Genomic DNA, 18,643 nt, shown 5'->3' with positions numbered 1-18,643 from the left:
GAAACAGGTATGACCCTCCGAGGGCGTCACCTCGGGTCGACTACCGTGGCGCAGTGTGTTGACAGCCGCAGCCTTCGTGCCCTCGCCGCCACTGCTGGTTCCCCAATTGGCCGGTGCCGCAGCGTCGGAAACCGACCGGTTGCGCCGAGCGGCGCTGGACGTGGCGGGCCGGCTGGCCGACTCGTGCGTCGAGTGGACGGCGATCGGTGTCGCCGAGGTCGGGCGCGGGCCCGCGGACGTGGCCCCCGAATCGTGCGGCACGTTCCGGGGTTTCGGAGTCGACCTCCCGGTGTCGCTGTCCGACGCCCCGCCCACGGCACCGGACCCCGACATGCCGCTCGCGGCCCTGGTCGCCGGTTGGCTGCGGGGGCGCGCGGCGCCGTCGGTCCGGGTGCGGGTGCGGACGCTGGCGGCCGACACTCCGGCCGCCGAGTGCACGCGGCTCGGAGCTCGACTGCGGGCCGACTTCGACGAGTCCACCACCGCACAAGGTCTGCTCGTGATCGCCGACGGTGCGAACACGTTGACGGACAAGGCCCCGGGCGCGTTCGACGAACGATCAGCAGACGTCGAGGCTGCGCTCGACCGCGCCCTGGCCGCCGGTGACCCGGCCGCGCTCGCCGCGCTGGACCCGGAGTTGTGCGCAGCGGTAGGGCTCGCCGGACGTGCTGCCTGGCAGGTACTTTCGGGCGTGTTCGGCGACGTGACCGGAACCGGTCAGCCGCGGAAGGCCGAATCGTCGTACCGCGGTGCGCCGTACGGTGTCGGCTACCACGTCGGAATGTGGCTGCCGTGAGTTCTCCCCGGGCACCCGGACCGACACCGATCGCCGTCGTCGGCCCCACCGCCACCGGCAAATCCGATCTCGGCCTCGACCTCGCGGAGCGACTCGGTGGCGAGATCGTCAACATCGATGCGATGCAGCTGTACCGCGGCATGGACGTCGGCACCGCGAAGCTGACGGTGGCCGAGCGTCGCGGCATACCGCACCATCAGTTGGACGTCCTGGACGTCACCGAGACCGCCACCGTCGCGCGATACCAGGAATCCGCGGTGCGCGACGTCGAGGACATCCGGGCCCGCGGCGCGGTGCCCGTCATCGTCGGCGGATCGATGATGTACGTGCAGTCGCTGCTCGACGAGTGGGCTTTCCCCGCGACGGACCCGCAGATTCGTGCGCACTGGGAGTCGGTTCTGACCGAGGGCGGGGTTGCCGCGGTGCGTGCCGAGCTCGAACGGGTCGATCCGGAAGCAGCGGCCTCCATCCTGCCGACCGACGGTCGGCGCATGGTGCGCGCACTCGAGGTCGTCGAGCTCACCGGCAAGCCGTTCGCGGCGTCGGCTCCCAAGATCGGTGAACCACGTTGGGGCACGACGATCTTCGGTGTCGACCGCGACACCGAGGCGCTCGACACACGGATCCGGCTGCGTACCGAGCAGATGTTCGACCGGGGTCTCGTCGACGAGGTCGAGCGCCTCGTCGGGGTGGGCCTGCGGGAGGGGGTGACGGCGCAGCGCGCGATCGGCTACGCGCAGGTGCTCGCGATGTTCGACGGGGAGTACGACCGCGCAGAGGCGTTGGAGCGCACCTTCATCGGCACTCGCCGCTACGTGCGCCGGCAACGGTCCTGGTTCCGCCGCGATCCCCGGGTGCGTTGGGTGGACGGTGCCGATCCGGCTCTGCTGGAGGGTGTGCTGCGCGCGATCGGCGAGCACTGACGTCCCGCTAGAGTTGACGGCATGGAATTCAGCAAGGGCCACGGTACCGAGAACGACTTCGTGATCCTCCCGGATCCGGATGTCGATCTCGCGCTGCCGGCGCACCGTGTCGCCGCGTTGTGCGACCGCCGTCGAGGACTGGGAGCGGACGGCCTCCTGCGCGTCGCGCGGGCCGGTGCGCTTGCCGCGGTCGGTGTGCTGCCCGAGCTGCCCGAGGGCGTCGGCGCCGACGACTGGTTCATGGACTACCGCAACGGCGACGGTTCGATCGCCGAGATGTGCGGCAACGGTGTACGGGTGTTCGCGCACTACCTGCGCGCGACGGGGCTGGAGCTGCGCGACGAGTTCGTGGTGGGTAGCCGGGCCGGCGCCCGTCCGGTACATGTGCACTCCGCAGATCACGTCCACGGCGACGTCACCGTCGACATGGGCCGGGTGCGCGAGCTCGGAACCTCCACCGCGACGGTGGGCGGACGTGTTCTCGAAGGCATCGGCATCGACGTCGGCAACCCGCATCTCGCCTGCGTCGATCCCGATCTGACCCCGGCGTCGCTCGCGTCGCTCGACCTCACGGCCGCGCCCGGATTCGACCCCGGGTTCTTCCCCGAGGGCGTCAACATCGAGATCCTGACCGCGCTCGTCGACGGGGCCGTGCAGATGCGCGTCCACGAGCGTGGTGTGGGGGAGACCCGGTCCTGCGGCACCGGCACGGTCGCGGCCGCGGTGGCCGCGCTGCGCGCGCACGGTGACGCCGACGGCAAGGTCGAGGTGCGGGTCCCCGGTGGTCGCGTCGAGGTTTCGGTCGACGGTGGCCGCGCCGCACTGCGCGGTCCGTCGATGCTGGTCGCCGCCGGTCGGATCGACGACCGCTGGTGGACCGAGCTGGGATGATCGGCGTCGGGCCCGGGGCGCCGGGGCCGGACCGAAATCGGCGTGCACCGCACTCGCGCTTCGTGGGACCATGAAGGTGTATGACGAAAACACATCGCACCCACTCCCAGTCGGCGGACGACACCGCCGAGCACACGGCCTCCGACGAGGCTGACTACTTCGACGACCACTCGGCGCCGTCCGTCGGCGAGATGCAGCTCGACGAGCGCAGCGCCCTGCGGCGTGTTCAGGGTCTGTCCACCGAGCTCACCGACGTCACCGAGGTCGAGTACCGGCAGCTGCGTCTCGAACGTGTGGTGCTCGTCGGCGTCTGGACGTCCGGCACCGCCGCTCAGGCCGACGCCAGCATGGCCGAGCTCGCGGCGCTCGCCGAGACCGCCGGCTCCGAGGTGCTCGAGGGTCTGGTCCAGCGGCGCGACAAGCCCGACGCAGCCACCTACATCGGTTCCGGCAAGGCCGACGAGTTGCGGCAGGTGGTTCTCGCGACCGGTGCCGACACCGTGATCTGCGACGGCGAGCTCACGCCTGCCCAGCTCACCGCGCTGGAGAAGGTCGTCAAGGTCAAGGTGATCGACCGGACGGCGCTGATCCTCGACATCTTCGCCCAGCACGCGACGTCCCGAGAGGGCAAGGCGCAGGTCGCGCTGGCGCAGATGGAGTACATGCTGCCGCGGCTGCGCGGCTGGGGCGAGTCGATGTCCCGGCAGGCCGGTGGCCGTGCCGGCAGTAACGGCGGCGTCGGCCTGCGCGGTCCCGGCGAGACGAAGATCGAGACCGACCGCCGGCGCATCCGCGAGCGGATGGCGAAGTTGCGGCGTGAGATCAAGGGTATGAAGGCGGCGCGCGACACCAAGCGCAGCCACCGCCTTCGCAGCGAGATCCCGTCCGTCGCGATCGTCGGATACACCAACGCCGGCAAGTCGAGCCTGCTCAACGCCCTCACCGGGTCGGGTGTGCTGGTCCAGAACGCGCTGTTCGCGACCTTGGATCCGACGACCCGGCAGGCGTCGTTCGAGGACGGCCGTGAGTACGTCCTCACCGACACCGTCGGTTTCGTGCGCCACCTGCCCACCCAGCTGGTCGAGGCGTTCCGGTCGACGCTCGAGGAGGTCACCGACGCCGACCTGTTGTTGCACGTCGTGGACGGGTCCGACCCGCTGCCGACGGACCAGATCAAGGCCGTTCGCGAGGTCGTCACCGAGGTGATCCGCGAGAACGATACGACCGCTCCGCCCGAGTTGATCGTGGTAAACAAGATCGACGCCGCGGACCCGGTGGTACTGACCCAGCTGCGCGGGCTCCTGCCCGGCGCGGTGTTCGTGTCCGCCCGAACCGGGGAGGGCATCGATGAGCTCCGTACGCGACTGGACGAGATCGTTCGACGACCGGAAGTCGAGGTCGACGTGCTCGTGCCCTACTCGCGAGGCGACCTCGTCGCACGCATCCACTCCGACGGCCAGATCCTCGACACCACCCACGAGGAAGACGGCACCCGCATGCGAGTGCGGGTTCCCGAATCGCTCGCCTCGGCACTGGACGAGTTCGCGGGGCGCGGCTAGACGACGCGTCGCTACCCGGCTCGGGCTGGCCGGTGCCGCGGCCGCTCTTGTTCCCTCGTTGTCGCTCGCCGGTCCGGCGGCGGCGCAGAGCAGCGGTTCCGGCGTGCTGTTGCCGAACGCCCGGTTCGAGCCGGTCTGCACCCCGACCGATCCGGCCCTCGCCGAGCTGTCCGGGCTGGCGGTGCTGGACGGGAAGACATACGGCATCGGCGACAGCGGCACCGACGACGCCGTCGTCGTGCTCGACGGGAACTGTGCGGTGACCGGCACCGTGCCCGTTCCGGTCGACCCGTACGACATCGAGGACATGGGGGTCGGCCCGGACGGCCGGTTGTGGCTCGCCGACACCGGCGACAACCTGCGCGCCCGGTCGACGGTGGCGCTGATCGCCCTGGATCCGGCGTCGGGGGACGGGCAGTTGCACCGGCTCACGTATCCCGACGGCCCCCACGATGCGGAGGCGCTGTTGATGCAGCGGGACGGCGTGCCGCTGATCGTCACGAAGGAAGTCCTCGTCGCCAACGGTGTGTACCGACCGGCCGGCGGAGTGTCGGTCGACGGCCTCGCCTCGCCCGGGCCGACCACGCTCGAGCGGGTCGGTGAGCTGCGAATCGGACCGACGACGACACCGGGTGGTCCCGTGCCCGTCGGCGGATCGACGTTGGTGACGGGCGGTGCCGTCAGCGCCGACGGCACCGTTGCCGCGCTGCGCACGTACACAGACGTCTACCTGTTCTCGGCCCCGGACGGCGACCTCGCGCGGGCACTGACCACGACCACCCCGGTGCGGGTGGCGTTGCCGAATCAGCCGCAGGGCGAGGCCATTGCGTTCACTCCGGGCGGCGACCTGCTTGCCGGATCGGAATCCGCCGGCGGTCCGCTGCCCCCGCTGCAGGTTCTGCCCGGCGCGGTCGACCTGACCCGCAACGAATCGTGGTCCGGCGGTTCGGTATCGCTCTCGGCGTCGACAGGGGAACCGGCCGCGTCCGACACGACGGAGGCGTCCGACGGCGCCGGCCCGGACGACGGAGCCGCGCAGTGGTCCACGCCCGTCCTTCTCGGTGGTGCACTCGTGGCCGGGCTCGCGACGTTCGGCCTCGTGTGGCGACGCTCGCGTCCCCGCCGGCACTGATCCTTCACGTCGGCACTGACCTCCCCGCGGCGAACGCGTCGGATCGGAGGAGACACCTTCTGCGAATGACGCGACTCGCGCCCACGTAAACCGGTCAATCGGTTGATTTCGGACGGTTGTCCGCTAGCGTCCCGCCTGCCGGATTTCAATGGGCGACAGGAAAAATGAACAGGGAGGCACAGTGCGACGGCTCTGGGCAGCGGTCTTCACGGCAGTTCTTTCTCTATCGGCATTCGCCACGACGGCGGGCGCAGCACCGCCCGCGAGCGTTCTCGGGTCGAGCGGCTCCCTCGGCTCCTCACTGGGGTCGTCCGAGTCCAGCGAATCGTACGAGCCGGTCGATCCCACCGCGGGCACTTTGATCGCGACCAGCGGATTCGACGTCAAGCGCGACGGGTTCTCGTTCGCGAACTGGGGGAGCGCCGACGCGACTCATCGGCGGGGCCTGACGCCCTCGATGATGCAGACGCTGTACGGCGACCGTATCTGCGCGCGAATCGTCGACGACGGTTGCGTTCTGACAGCGACCGGCCAGGCACTCCAGGCGGATATGAACGAGAATGCGGGCGGCGGGCACTGTTTCGGCTTCGCCGCGCTGGCGGGCCTGTTCGCAACCGGGCAACTCGACAAGGCGGACTACCTGCCCGCCGGCCTGAGTGTTTACGAGGCGCCGCCGTCAGATCTGCTCGACGGGTTGATCACTCGGTACGCGAGCACCCAGTACTCTCCGCCCACCAACAGTGCCCGGGCAGCCTTCCCGGTCGCCGGGATCGTCGAGGAACTCGAGGCGGCCTGGGACCGCGGTGAGAACTACCTGCTCGCAATCTTCCAGGAGGGTGTCGGTGGTCACGCGGTAACGCCGATCGCGGTGCGTGACCTCGGTGAAGGCAGGATCGGGATCGTCGTGTACGACAACAACTTCCCCGGCGTCGAGAACATGATCGTGGCCAACCCGGGCGCCGACACCTGGTACTACACGACAGCGTTGGTCCCGGCGGAGAGCAAATACCGGTTCATCGGGTCTCCGGACAATCCGATGAACCTCTTCCAGCTTCCGCAGACACCCGCGGTCCACGAATGCCTGATCTGCAAGGACGAGGGTGACGATTCGGTGCTCGTCGTGGTGAAGGACAATGCGAAGAATCGTGACGGCACGATCATCGACTGGGACTTCGACATCACTGCGCCCGGCGGGGGTGAAATCGAGGGACTCGAGCAGGTCGAGATCTTCGACAACCGGAACACGAACACATTCCGGGTTCCGGCCGGCGTCGCGTTCGAGATGACGTTGGACGGTGTCCCTGCAGGCCCGGCGGCGGACGTCGACGTCTCCCTCTACGGTGACGGCTGGATCAACGAGATCGACGACATCGAACTCTCGCCCGGAGCGCGGACCTCGGTGAAGGTCGATCAGGACCAGCGCAAGTTCGACTTGAGCAGCAACTCCGTCCTCGCGCCGACGCTGAGACTGGCCAGCGAGCAGGCGAACTGGTCGGTGGCGGCGGTGGGGACCGGCCTGCGTGTGCTGCCGGGAAGCACCCTGTCGGTGGCTCGCGAGACCGACGGCGACTACGTGTACGCCCTCCGTGGAGTAGGGCTCCCGGGATCTCTGAAGCTCGATGTCCGGCACCGGGACGGCGTTCGGGATCGGGACGTGACCACCGGCGGTCCGGTGAGCATTCCGGTCGATTCGTCCGCGTCGGTGGCCGCACACGTGTGGAACGGTGAAACTCCGCTCACCGTGCGGGTCGAGGGGAACGGGGTCGATCGCACGTACCCGATGGTCCCGGCGAGCTGACCGAGCTGTAGGGGCGAACGCGGCCGCCCACCGTCCGGCGGGTGGGCGGCCCCGACCGGCACCGGACCGCGCACTCGGTACGGATGTGATTCGAGCGGGCAAGGGCGGTGCGGTGGTGTATCGCCGCAGGCGGTGGCCCTAGTATTGGCCAACTGTGACGAGTACAGAGGACCGCGCGGGAAGCGCGCCCGAACGGGAAGCCGGCACCGGGATGTTCGGATGGGCGCTGCACGGCGACGGCCGGCGGATCAGCGACGGAGCGGTCGTGGCGCCGCACGAGCGGCTGTCGTGGCCGCGCACGATCGGCATCGGCATGCAGCACGTGATCGCGATGTTCGGTGCAACGCTGCTCGTGCCGACGATCACGGGCTTCCCGGTGACGACGACGCTGCTGTTCTCCGGCATCGGCACCGCACTGTTCCTGCTCATCACCCGCGGCAGGATCCCGAGCTACCTCGGGTCGTCGTTCGCCTTCATCGCTCCGCTCACCGCGGCCGCCGGTGACGGCCCCGCCGCCCAGCTCGGTGGCGTCGTCGCCGCGGGCGTCGTGCTGATGCTCGTCGGTCTCGCGGTCAAGGTGATCGGCGCTCGGGTCATCGACGCCGTCATGCCGCCCGTCGTCACCGGCGCGGTGGTGGCGTTGATCGGGCTCAATCTCGCGCCCACCGCCGCCGGATCGTTCCAGGCGCAGCCGCTGATCGCAGCGGTGACGCTTCTCGGCATCCTCCTCGCCACCGTGATCGGCCCCGGCATCATCGGGCGTCTCGGCATCCTCATCGGTGTCGTCGTCGGTTGGGTCTTCGCCGCGATCACGGGCGGACTCGCCGACGAGCGGGTCGACGCGTTGCGCGAGGCCGCCTGGTTCGGTGTGCCCCACCTGCGTGGTCCGTCTTTCGACCTGTCCGTGATCCTGCTCGCGCTGCCGGTCGTGATCGTCCTGATCGCCGAGAACGTCGGCCACGTCAAGGCGGTGTCCGCGATGACCGGCAAGTCGCTCGACGACCTCGCCGGCAACGCGCTGTTCGCCGATGGTCTCGCCACCACCCTCGCCGGTGCCGGCGGCGGGTCCGGGACCACGACCTACGCCGAGAACATCGGCGTGATGGCGGCGACCCGCGTCTATTCGACCGCGGCGTACTGGGTGGCTGCCGTCACCGCCGTCGTCCTCTCGTTCTCGCCGAAGTTCGGTGCGCTGGTGTTCACGGTTCCGGACGGCGTCATCGGCGGTGCAACGATGGTGCTGTACGGCCTGATCGGGGTGCTCGGCGTCCGTATCTGGATGGACGCCAAGGTCGACTTCACCGATCCGGTCAACCTCACCGTGGTGGCCACGGCGCTGGTCGCCGGCATCGGTAACCTCACGCTGTCGATCGGATCGGTCGAACTCGGGGGCATCGCGTGGGGATCGGTCGGCATTCTCGTCGCCTACCCGGTGATGCGCCGATTGAACGCGCTCCGGCGCGCCTAGTCCACCCACCTCGACGAGCACGATTCGTGACCCGAACCACACGGTCACGAATCGTGCTCGTCTCGGTCATGGATCGCCACTGAGACTCGCTTTACGGTCATGTCGAGGAAGCACGTCCGCCGCTGCGTGCCCGCACGCCGGCGAAGTCGACACGAGGAGACGCAGTGGAACGCACCCTGTTCGAACCCGAGCACGAACTCTTCCGGGAGTCCTACCGCAAATTCCTCGACCAGCACGTCGCACCTTTCCACGATCAGTGGGAGGAGCAGAACATCGTCGACCGGTCGGTGTGGGTCGAGGCGGGTAAGCAAGGGTTCCTCGGCATGGCTGTGCCCGAGGAGTACGGCGGTGGCGGGGTCGAAGACTTCCGGTACAACGCGGTCATCACCGAGGAGACCACCCGCGGCGGCTACAGCGGTGTCGGCTTCATGCTGCACAACGACGTCGTCGCCCCGTATCTGATCAAGCTGGCGAACGAGGAGCAGAAGCAGCGCTGGCTGCCCGGCTTCTGTTCGGGTGAGTTGATCACCGCGATCGCGATGACCGAACCGGGCACCGGCAGCGACCTGCAGAACATCAAGACCCGCGCCGTCAAGGACGGGGACCACTGGATCCTCAACGGCGCCAAGACGTTCATCACCAACGGGATCAACGCGGACCTGGTGATCGTCGTCGCGTGCACCGACCCCGACAAGGGGGCCCAGGGCTTCTCGCTGCTCGTCGTCGAACGCGGGATGGAGGGCTTCGAGCGGGGCCGCAACCTGGACAAGATCGGCCTCAAGGCGCAGGACACGGCGGAACTGAGCTTCACCGACGTCCGGGTCCCGGCCGAGAACCTCCTCGGCGAGGAGGGAATGGGGTTCATCTACCTGATGCAGAACCTGCCGCAGGAACGCCTGTCGATCGCCGTCGTCGCCGCCGCCGCGATGGAGTCCTGCCTCGACATGACCATCCAGTACTGCCGCGACCGCAAGGCGTTCGGCAAGTCGATCGGCAGCTTCCAGAACACCCGCTTCGTTCTCGCCGAGTTGGCCACCGAGACCACCGCGGTGCGGGTTCTCGTCGACAAGTTCATCGAGCAGCTCAACGCCGGCAAGCTGTCGGTGCAGGAGGCGGCGATGGCCAAGTGGTGGACGACGGAGGCCCAGGTCAAGCTCATCGACCGGTGCCTGCAACTGCACGGAGGCTACGGCTACATGCGGGAGTACCCGATCGCCAAGGCGTACATGGACTCGCGGGTCCAGACGATCTACGGCGGAACCACCGAGATCATGAAGGAGATCATCGGGCGCGGCCTGAACCTGGGCTGACCCGACCGATCGGAGAAGGGAGAGGGGACCGCGACGCGGTCCCCTCTCCCTTCTCTCGTGTCGTCAGAGCTTGCGCATCACGGTGACAACCTTGCCGAGGATGGCGGCGTCGTTACCGGGGATGGGCTCGAACAGGGGGTTGTGGGGCATCAGCCACACGTCCTTGCCCGTCCGCTTGAACGTCTTGACCGTCGCCTCGCCGTCGATCATCGCCGCGACGATGTCGCCGTTCTCGGCGACGTTCTGCTGCCGGACCACCACCCAGTCGCCGTCGCAGATCGCGGCGTCGATCATCGACTCGCCGACCACCTTGAGCAGAAAGAGCGAGCCCTGGCCGACCAGTTCGCGAGGGAGCGGGAAGACATCCTCTACTGCTTCCTCGGCCAGGATCGGGCCGCCGGCCGCGATTCGGCCCAGGACGGGCACGAACGTGGGGGCGGGGCGGTCGCCGGATCCGTCGCGCTCGGTGGCGGCATCCTCGATGCCATCCAGGCCGCGAACGTCGACGGCGCGGGGCCGGTTCGCGTCGCGCCGCAGGAAGCCCTTCCGCTCGAGCGTTCGCAACTGGTGCGCGACGGACGACGTGGACGTCAGGCCCACCGCGTCCCCGATCTCACGGATGCTCGGGGGGTAACCGCGCTCCGCCACCGACGCCCGGATCACCTCGAGGACCTTCCGTTGGCGCGGTGTGAGCTGGGAGGCATCGAGCGTGGCCGTCGCCTCGTCGGCCGCAGGGTTCCCGGAGGACGGGCTCCCGGAACGGCTCGAGGTGCTCGTGCTGTCGTCCTTCATCGTGGGTGCGCCTCCTCCTTCGCGGATACGTCGCATGCGTATCGGTTGGTGTGTCGAATCTATCCCGATCGGTCGGCTACTTCAAACATCTGTTCGAGCCGTGTCGGCGATTCTGGTGACTTTGTCGGACCCGCGTGGTAGAAATCGAATATCTGTTCTATCGAACGCATGATCGAACAGGGTGAAGGGTGGGCGGTTCGCGTGGTCTCCGACAGCACGGCGAGCTGCAACGATTCGACGATTCGCAGGAGGGTTCGGATGGGTACGGCAGTTTCGCAGCAGCGGACGACACGAGCGTTCGGGGAGGTGACCAGGGGGCGTGCCGTGTACGTGCGGGCCGACGCATCGGGAATCGAGATCGAGCGGCGTCCGGCGGCGTCGGGCGTCCGGTCGGTCGATACATTCGTGTCGACGGGGTCGCGCGGACAGCAGCGGCAGCGCAACACCACACGCCCGGCGGCGGGTGCGGTGCATTACGGCTCGGCGCCTCGGCACGGAAACGCCGGCACGCAGGTGTCCCGGGCGGCCGGCCCGTCCCACGGCCGCAAGCGCGCGACGTCGGGACTGTCCGCCGTCGTCGCGACCTTCGTCATCACCGCCGGCGTGGTCGCCGGCCTCGATGCGATCGCCAACCTGAGGATGGCTCAGACGGATTCGGTCCCGACCTCGACGGATTCGGTGCAGGTTCGTCGCGGGGAGTCCCTCGGTGACGTCGCGGCGCGGGTGGCGCCCGAGGCGCCCGTCGCCCAGGTGGTCGACCGGATCGTCGAGCTGAATGCAATGTCGGGCGCCGAAGTTCGTCCGGGGCAGATCCTGATCAGCCCCGTCTCGCACGGGGGCTGACGCGGTGAGGCCGCACAAGGCATGTGTGGGCACCACGCACCCTTCGGGTCTGCGGCCGGCGGGTGCGGTTACCCGCGAGTCGGTGCCCGGACCGGTCGGGCGGGTATCCTCGGATCCTGTCAGTCCCACCACCTCGCGTGGTCGCGTCGATATCGCGTCTCCCTTGCACGGACCGGTTCTGCTGGTCCCCGCGGCGATCGAGGAGCAATCCAGCGGCCACGATGGCCACGAAGGATTCACCATGCACTGCCCGTTCTGCCGGCATCCCGATTCACGCGTGGTCGATTCCCGTGAGGCAGACGAGGGGGCGGCGATCCGCCGGCGGCGATCCTGCCCGGAGTGCGGACGCCGTTTCAGCACGGTCGAGACCGCAGTGCTCTCGGTGGTCAAGCGGAGCGGCGTCACCGAACCTTTCAGCCGGGAAAAGGTAGTGCAGGGCGTGCGACGCGCGTGTCAGGGCCGCCAGGTCGACAACGACGCGCTGTACCTACTGGCGCAACAGGTCGAAGACGCGGTTCGGGCCGCCGGATCGCCCGAGATTCCCAGCCACGAGGTCGGATTGGCCATTCTCGGGCCGCTTCGCGATCTGGACGAGGTCGCCTACCTCCGTTTCGCGTCGGTGTACAGGTCGTTCAGTTCGGCCGAGGATTTCGAACGCGAGATCAAGGACCTGCGTGCGCATCGCGACGATCGCGGCAGCGACCTGGCCGAGTCCGACGCCGCCGAGTAGGCAAGGCGAAACGAGCAAGGCGCACCCGGGCCGGGCACCGATCACCGCCGGATGGCGTCGATCGCTTTGAGGACCCGCTTCTCGGAGACCGGTATCGCAGTGCCCAGGGACTGGGCGAACAGGCTCACGCGCAGTTCCTCGATCTTCCAGAGGATCTCGTTGACGTCGTCGTCGCCGCGGCGTTCCTCGGGCAACGCCGACAGCATCCGGTCGTACGCCGCATAGACGCGGTCGAGCGCGTCCATCCCGACGCGGTCCCGCTGGGCGCTGCCCGGCAGGGACTTGAGGCGCAACGACGCTGCCGCGAGGTACCGCGGCAGCTCGCGCAGTCGCTTGGACCCCAACTCCGTGACGAACCCGGGGAACAGCAGCGATTCCCGTTGCTCGCGTACGTCGTCGGCCGCCTCCCCGGAACTGCGATCGAGGATCGTCGACAGTCGATGAGCCTCGGTGAGCGACGGGAGGAGCATTCGAAGTAGCCGCGCGACCCGGGTGGCCAACTGGGCGCGCACCTTGCCGCTGAGTTCCTCGAATGCGGCGGGGTCCTGAACAGGTCCGCCGTTCTCGGCGATCAGCTCGTCGACCGCGCAGGCGCGGCAGTCCTCGAGCAGTGCGTCGAAGCTGCCGTCCGGGTTCTGCCCGAGGGCGAGTCGGTCGATGTTGCTCATGCCACCCGTCACCGACTTGGCCTGCGTCGGAATCGCCTTCAGCAGCAACTCTCGGGTACCGGCCTGCATCGCCGCGCGCTGCGCGCTCGGCGTTGTGAGGACCCGTACCGCGACCCCGGATTCCTCGGCCACCAGCGCCGGATATCCGGTGACCTTCTGGCCACCGATCTCGCGGGTCACCGACGAGGGCAGGGTGCCCAGCGTCTGCGCCGTCCACACCAGCGCGGGCTTGCGTTCCGTCGTCGCGTTCGCCTTCGACACCTCCACCTCGACTCGGGGTGCCAGCGCGCGGCGCAGCGCGGTCAGGCTCTTGTCCCGCCCGAGGACCTTGCCCTCGTCGTCGACTGCCGCAAACGTCATCCGCAGATGCGGCGGCAGCGAAGCGACGTCGAAGTCGGTGGGTTCGATCCGGCAGTTCCCCAGGCGGGAGAGTTCCCGCGCCAGGGCGTGCACGAGGGACTCCGAGCGGGGCTTCACCGCGGCGAGTGCGGCCGCAGCGAAGTCCGGCGCCGGAACCACCTGTCGGCGAAGCTGTTTGGGCAGTGTCTTGATCAGCGCGGTGACGAGTTCGGTGCGCATACCCGGCACGAGCCAGTCGAAGCCCACCGGCCGCAGACCCGCGAGCAGGGCGACCGGAATCCGCGCCGTCACGCCGTCGTCGTCCTTGCCGGGCTCGAACTGGTAGGTCAGCGGGAACTGGATGTCGCCCTGACGCCAGGCGTCCGGGTAGTCACCGTCGAGGACTGCGGCGGAATCGGCGTTGACGACCGTGGACGTGGTGAAGTTGAGCAGATTCGGGTTCTCGCGGCGGGCCTTCTTCCACCACGTGTCGAAGTGCCTGGCGGACACGGCCTCCGCGCCGACCCGCTCGTCGTAGAACTCGAACAGCGTCTCGTCGTCGACGAGGATGTCACGGCGTCGGGCACGGTGTTCGAGTTCCTCGACGTCGTCGAGCAGCGCCCGGTTGGCGTGGAAGAACTTGTGCTGCGTCTGCCACTCGCCCTGCACCAGCGCGTGGCGGATGAACAGCTCGCGCGACACCTCAGGATCGATCGAGCTGTACGTGACCGGGCGCTCGGTGACGAGGGGGACGCCGTAGAGGGTGACCCGCTCGTAGGCCATCGCGCAGGCGCGTTTGGTGGACCAGTGCGGCTCCGAGTAGGTGCGCTTGACCAGGTGGGGGGCCAGCTTCTCCGCCCATTCGGGCTCGATCCGGGCGGCCATCCTGGCCCACAATCGTGACGTCTCGACGAGTTCGGCGGCCATCACCCAGCGTGGCGGCTTCTTGAACAGGCCAGATCCGGGGAAGATCGCGAACCGGCTGCCACGGGCGCCGAGGAAGTCACGCTTGTCGCCCTCACGCAGACCGATGTGCGAGAGCAGTCCCGCCAGCAGCGACTGGTGGATCGACGTCTCCGACGCCTGCGAGGAGCCGGAACCGGATGTCTCCCAGCCGAGGCCGCGGGCGATCTGACGGAGCTGGCCGTGCAGGTCCTGCCATTCGCGGATACGCAACCAGTGCAGGAACTCGTTGCGACACATCTTGCGGAACTGGCCCCCGCTCAGCTCCTTCCGCTGCTCGCGCAGGTACTCCCACAGCTTCAGGTAGGCCAGGAAGTCGGAGTTCTCCACGTTGAAGCGCGCATGCTTCTCGTCGGCGGCCTGCTGGAACTCGGCGGGGCGTTCCCGGACGTCCTGGATCGACAGTGCCGAGACGATGACCAGCATCTCGTGCAGGCACCCGTTGCGGTGCGCCTCGACGAGCATCCGGGCCATCCGCGGATCGACCGGGAGCTGGGCGAGTTCGCGGCCGGTGGCGGTGAGCTGCGGGCCGGCCGGGACCGGGCCGTCACCCTTCGCGGGCTGCTTGCCGGCCGCGATCGCACCCAGTTCCTCGAGCAGTGCGATGCCGTCGCGGATCGCGCGCGGGTCGGGCTTCTCCACGAACGGGAACGCCTCGATGTCGCCGAGCCCGAGCGCGGTCATCTGCAGAACGACGGACGCGAGGTTGGTGCGCAGGATCTCCGGTTCGGTGAACTGGGGACGTGCCTCGAAGTCGTCCTCCGAGTACAACCGGATGCAAATGCCGTCCGCGACGCGGCCGCAGCGGCCCGCGCGCTGGCGGGCCGACGCCTGCGAGATCGGTTCGATGGGCAGGCGCTGCACCTTGGTCCGCACCGAGTAGCGCGAGATTCGCGCGGTGCCCGGGTCGACGACGTATCGGATGCCGGGCACGGTCAGCGACGTCTCGGCGACGTTGGTGGACAGCACCACCCGTCGCCCGCTGTGCGGGGTGAACACCTTGTGCTGTTCGGCCGCGGACAGCCGCGCGTACAGCGGCACGATCTCGGTGCCCCGCAGCTTGCGGTCGCGCAACGCGTCGGCGGTGTCGCGGATCTCGCGCTCACCGGAGAGGAACACGAGGATGTCGCCGTCGCCCTCGGCCGACAGTTCCTGGACCGCTTCGCACACGGCGTCGACGGGATCGCGGTCGAAGGTCTGCTCGCCCACCTCGACGGTGAGCGGCCGATAGCGCATCTCCACCGGGAACGTCCGGCCCGACACCTCCACGATGGGTGCGGGCACACCGTCGACCGCGAAGTGTTCGGCGAATCGCTCGGGATCGATCGTCGCCGACGTGATGACGACCTTCAGGTCCGGGCGGCGGGGGAGGAGTTGCTTGAGGTAGCCGAGGATGAAATCGATGTTGAGGCTGCGCTCGTGCGCCTCGTCGATGATGAGCGTGTCGTAACGGCGGAGCATTCGGTCGCGCTGGATCTCGGCGAGCAGGATGCCGTCGGTCATCAGTTTGACCAGGGTGGAATCGGAGACCTGGTCGGTGAACCGGACGGTGTAGCCGACAGTGTCGCCCAGGTCACGGCCCACCTCCTCGGCGATCCGCTCGGCGACCGTGCGGGCCGCGAGTCGGCGTGGCTGGGTGTGCCCGATCATGCCCCGGATTCCGCGGCCGAGTTCGAGGCAGATCTTCGGGATCTGCGTGGTCTTGCCGGAGCCTGTCTCGCCGGCGACGATCACCACCTGGTGCGACGCGATGGCGGCGGCGATGTCGTCCCGGCGTTGGGTGACGGGCAGCGCCTCGGGATAGGTGATCGCCGGGACCTGGGCGCGTCGGCCCGCGATGCGCGTCTCGGCCGCGGTGATCTCCTCGTTCAGGGCGGCGAGGGCGGACGGGGACTTGGCGCGATCGAGGCGTCGGCGCAGCCGGTGCTCGTCGCGCAGCGTGAGCGCACCGAGACGCTTCTTCGCCTCACGGCGATCGGTCTGGATCTCGGCTGCAGAAGGTGATGTCGACATGCTCCGCACAGCCTATCGAAAGCGCGCAACGGTAATTCTCGCTGCAACCGGCCCGCCGTCGCGGCGACCGGGCGGTCCGGGCGGGAACCGTGGCATAGTCGCTGAGGAGCTGGGAAGTACGTCTCGGATGAGTGGAGCACTGTGGTGAGTGGAGCGCTGTGGCACGGGTTCGCCGACATGGGGGCGGTACAGCGCGACGGCGCTTTCGTCGTCTCCCGGGGTGAGGGCGCCTACATCTGGGACGATGCGGGCACCCGCTATCTCGACGCCACCGCGGGACTGTGGTTCACCAACGTCGGGCACGGCCGCACCGAGATCGCCGACGCCGTCGCCGCTCAGTTGTCGAAGGTGGCGCACTTCTCGAACTTCGGTGACTTCACCTCCGACACCACTGTCGCCCTCGCCGAGCGGCTCGGTGCGATCGCACCGGTGCCCGGATCGAAGGTGTTCTTCACGTCGGGTGGCTCGGACTCCGTCGACTCGGCCGCCAAGCTCGCCCGGCGGTACTGGAACGAGATGGGCCGTCCCGGGAAGAAGCTGATCGTCGGACGGCAGAAGGCCTACCACGGCATGCACGTGGCGGGAACTGCCCTCGCCGGAATCCCGGTCAATCGGGAGGGCTACGGCGAACTGATGCCCGACGCCCGGACCGTCGGCTGGGACGACGCGAAGAGCCTGCTCGAACTCATCGAGCGGGAGGGCGCGGACGCGATCGCGGCCTTCTTCTGCGAGCCGATCATCGGCGCCGGAGGCATCTACCTGCCGCCCGAGGGGTATCTCACCGAGGTCCGCGACATCTGCCGTGAGCACGACATCCTGTTCGTCGTCGACGAGGTCGTCACCGGCTTCGGGCGCATCGGCGGATCGTGGTTCGCGTCCACCCGGTTCGGTCTCGAACCGGACATGATCACCACCGCGAAGGGACTGACCTCCGGATACGTCCCGATGGGTGCGGTGTTCGTCGCGCCGGCGGTGGCCGAACCCTTCTTCGGCGGTGGCGTGTGGTGGCGGCACGGTTACACGTACGGCGGCCACGCCGGCGCCGCCGCGGCCGCCATGGCGAACCTCGACATCGTCGAGCGGGAGAATCTGCTGGCGGAGTCGAAGCGGCTCGAGTCCTCGCTGCACGAGCATCTCGCGCCACTCGCCGAGCACCCCCGGGTCGCGGAGGTACGCAGCGGGCTCGGGGCCGTCGCGGCGGTCCAGTTGGTCGATCCCGCAGAGGCGCTGCCGTTCGTGAAAACCCTCCGTGCGCACGGAGTCTCGGGCCGCGCGGCCGGTCAGGGCGCGATGCAGTTCTCGCCGTCGTTCGTCATGACCGACGAGCAGGTGGCCGAAATGGCTGCCGGCGTGCGCGCCGCCCTCGGCTGATCGCGGCCGGGCGAGGTCACGGCAGCGTCGAACCTCGGGCGACGAGCGTGGGGGTGATCGCGATGCGCTGTGGCGGCGGGTCGTCCGAGCGGGCGGCCGCGGCGTCGAGCAGTCTCACGGCCTGCGCGGCGATCTCGTCCTGCGGCTGGCGCACCGTGGTGAGCGACGGCCGCGACAGCGCCGCATACGGAGTGTCGTCGAAGCCGGTGACCTGGATGTCGTCGGGGACGGTGAGCCCGGCCGCGGCCAGTCCGTCGAGCACGCCGAGCGCGATCATGTCGTTCCCGCAGATCACGGCGTCGGGTCGGGGGCCGCGTGTGACGATGAGGCGGGCCGCCTCGCGTCCCCAGTCGGTGCTGAAGTCGCCGAGCAGGACGTCGGGATCGGTGAACCCGCGTCGGGAGATCGCCTGCCGGTAGCCGTCGAGTCGTTCCTGTGCGGACGAGTCGACGGGTTCGGCGCCCACGAACACCGGACGCGAGGCGCCGCGGTCGAGGACGTGGTCGACTGCCAGCCGGAGACCGAACTCGTTGTCGACCGTGACCGAGCTGCCGGCGTGGTCGTCGACTCGGAGGTCGACCTGCACGGTCGGTACCCGGGCCGCGGCGTCCGCGGTGGCGGTCCGGCTGGCCGCGCGGTCGCAGGGTACGAGGATCAGGGAGTCGACCCGGCGGTCGAGCAGTGCCTGGATCTGGCGGCGCTCGGTCTGCGGTTCGTAGCGGGAGTTGGCGAGCAGGAGGCTGCGGTCGTCGTCGCGAAGTTGGTGTTCGACCGCCTCGACGAGCGTCGCGAAGTACGGGTTGCCGATGCTGGGTACCACCATGCCGACCGTGTAGGTGGTACGTCCGCGTAGCGCCGCTGCCAGGATGTTGGGCTGGTAGTCGAGCGCGGCTGCGGCGGCCAGTACGCGTTCGCGGTTCTCGGGGCGGACGCCGCGCTCGCTCGACAGCGCGCGTGAGGCCGTCGCGACCGACACTCCGGCTCGCGCGGCGACATCGCGAATGGTGGCACGCATGGAACCCCTCGGGATCGTGGAAACGTCACGGT

At 69.0% G+C, this 18,643-nt stretch carries 14 protein-coding genes; 11 read left to right on the top strand and 3 right to left on the bottom strand.

The window, feature by feature from the left end; genetic code table 11:
• Nucleotides 1-55: 55 nt before the first annotated feature.
• From A6I89_RS17230 to A6I89_RS17195, 8 genes are all read left to right on the top strand, one after another.
• Nucleotides 56-796 (top strand): class III extradiol ring-cleavage dioxygenase family protein, encoded by a 741-nt coding sequence (locus A6I89_RS17230; protein ID WP_044990893.1) that lies wholly within the window; start codon nucleotides 56-58, stop codon nucleotides 794-796.
• Nucleotides 784-1,719 (top strand): tRNA (adenosine(37)-N6)-dimethylallyltransferase MiaA, encoded by a 936-nt coding sequence (gene miaA / locus A6I89_RS17225; RefSeq protein WP_022595514.1) that lies wholly within the window; start codon nucleotides 784-786, stop codon nucleotides 1,717-1,719. Before A6I89_RS17230 ends, miaA begins: the two co-directional genes overlap by 13 nt.
• Nucleotides 1,720-1,740: 21 nt before the next feature.
• Nucleotides 1,741-2,610, top strand: coding sequence for a diaminopimelate epimerase (gene dapF / locus A6I89_RS17220; RefSeq protein ID WP_013415790.1), 870 nt, complete (start codon nucleotides 1,741-1,743; stop codon nucleotides 2,608-2,610).
• A gap of 80 nt (nucleotides 2,611-2,690) precedes the next feature.
• On the top strand, nucleotides 2,691-4,169 hold the full coding sequence (gene hflX / locus A6I89_RS17215) for a GTPase HflX (RefSeq protein ID WP_022595516.1): 1,479 nt from the start codon (nucleotides 2,691-2,693) through the stop codon (nucleotides 4,167-4,169).
• Nucleotides 4,170-4,227: 58 nt separating this feature from the next.
• A complete protein-coding gene (locus A6I89_RS17210) occupies nucleotides 4,228-5,301 on the top strand; it encodes a hypothetical protein (protein WP_022595519.1) in 1,074 nt (357 codons plus the stop codon).
• Nucleotides 5,302-5,482: 181 nt separating this feature from the next.
• Nucleotides 5,483-7,099, top strand: coding sequence for a hypothetical protein (locus A6I89_RS17205; RefSeq protein WP_022595521.1), 1,617 nt, complete (start codon nucleotides 5,483-5,485; stop codon nucleotides 7,097-7,099).
• A gap of 211 nt (nucleotides 7,100-7,310) precedes the next feature.
• Nucleotides 7,311-8,567, top strand: coding sequence for a uracil-xanthine permease family protein (locus tag A6I89_RS17200; RefSeq protein ID WP_005513693.1), 1,257 nt, complete (start codon nucleotides 7,311-7,313; stop codon nucleotides 8,565-8,567).
• 164 nt (nucleotides 8,568-8,731) lie between these two features.
• Complete coding sequence (locus tag A6I89_RS17195) at nucleotides 8,732-9,877, top strand: acyl-CoA dehydrogenase family protein (protein WP_005513691.1); 1,146 nt, start codon at nucleotides 8,732-8,734, stop codon at nucleotides 9,875-9,877.
• Nucleotides 9,878-9,940: 63 nt separating this feature from the next.
• Here A6I89_RS17195 and lexA read toward each other — a convergent pair whose 3' ends face one another.
• Nucleotides 9,941-10,669: a transcriptional repressor LexA gene (gene lexA, locus A6I89_RS17190; RefSeq protein ID WP_005513690.1), complete on the bottom strand. Its 729-nt coding sequence runs from the start codon at nucleotides 10,667-10,669 to the stop codon at nucleotides 9,941-9,943.
• A 258-nt stretch (nucleotides 10,670-10,927) separates the two neighbouring features.
• Here lexA and A6I89_RS17185 point away from each other — a divergent pair, with 258 nt between their 5' ends.
• Together A6I89_RS17185 and nrdR are read left to right on the top strand one after the other, a co-directional pair.
• On the top strand, nucleotides 10,928-11,512 hold the full coding sequence (locus A6I89_RS17185; RefSeq protein ID WP_232244714.1) for a LysM peptidoglycan-binding domain-containing protein: 585 nt from the start codon (nucleotides 10,928-10,930) through the stop codon (nucleotides 11,510-11,512).
• Nucleotides 11,513-11,753: 241 nt separating this feature from the next.
• Nucleotides 11,754-12,242: a transcriptional regulator NrdR gene (gene nrdR / locus A6I89_RS17180; RefSeq protein ID WP_013415794.1), complete on the top strand. Its 489-nt coding sequence runs from the start codon at nucleotides 11,754-11,756 to the stop codon at nucleotides 12,240-12,242.
• 41 nt (nucleotides 12,243-12,283) lie between these two features.
• Here nrdR and hrpA read toward each other — a convergent pair whose 3' ends face one another.
• Complete coding sequence (gene hrpA, locus A6I89_RS17175) at nucleotides 12,284-16,225, bottom strand: ATP-dependent RNA helicase HrpA (RefSeq protein ID WP_022595526.1); 3,942 nt, start codon at nucleotides 16,223-16,225, stop codon at nucleotides 12,284-12,286.
• A 177-nt stretch (nucleotides 16,226-16,402) separates the two neighbouring features.
• Here hrpA and A6I89_RS17170 point away from each other — a divergent pair, with 177 nt between their 5' ends.
• Complete coding sequence (locus A6I89_RS17170) at nucleotides 16,403-17,596, top strand: aminotransferase family protein (protein WP_044990916.1); 1,194 nt, start codon at nucleotides 16,403-16,405, stop codon at nucleotides 17,594-17,596.
• Nucleotides 17,597-17,612: 16 nt separating this feature from the next.
• Here A6I89_RS17170 and A6I89_RS17165 read toward each other — a convergent pair whose 3' ends face one another.
• Nucleotides 17,613-18,611 (bottom strand): LacI family DNA-binding transcriptional regulator, encoded by a 999-nt coding sequence (locus tag A6I89_RS17165; protein ID WP_005513683.1) that lies wholly within the window; start codon nucleotides 18,609-18,611, stop codon nucleotides 17,613-17,615.
• Nucleotides 18,612-18,643: the final 32 nt, after the last annotated feature.

Source organism: Prescottella equi (genome assembly GCF_002094305.1).
Taxonomy (GTDB): Bacteria; Actinomycetota; Actinomycetes; order Mycobacteriales; family Mycobacteriaceae; genus Prescottella; species Prescottella equi.
Note: the sequence above shows the minus strand (reverse complement) of the source record. Positions and strands in the feature narration are given on the sequence as shown.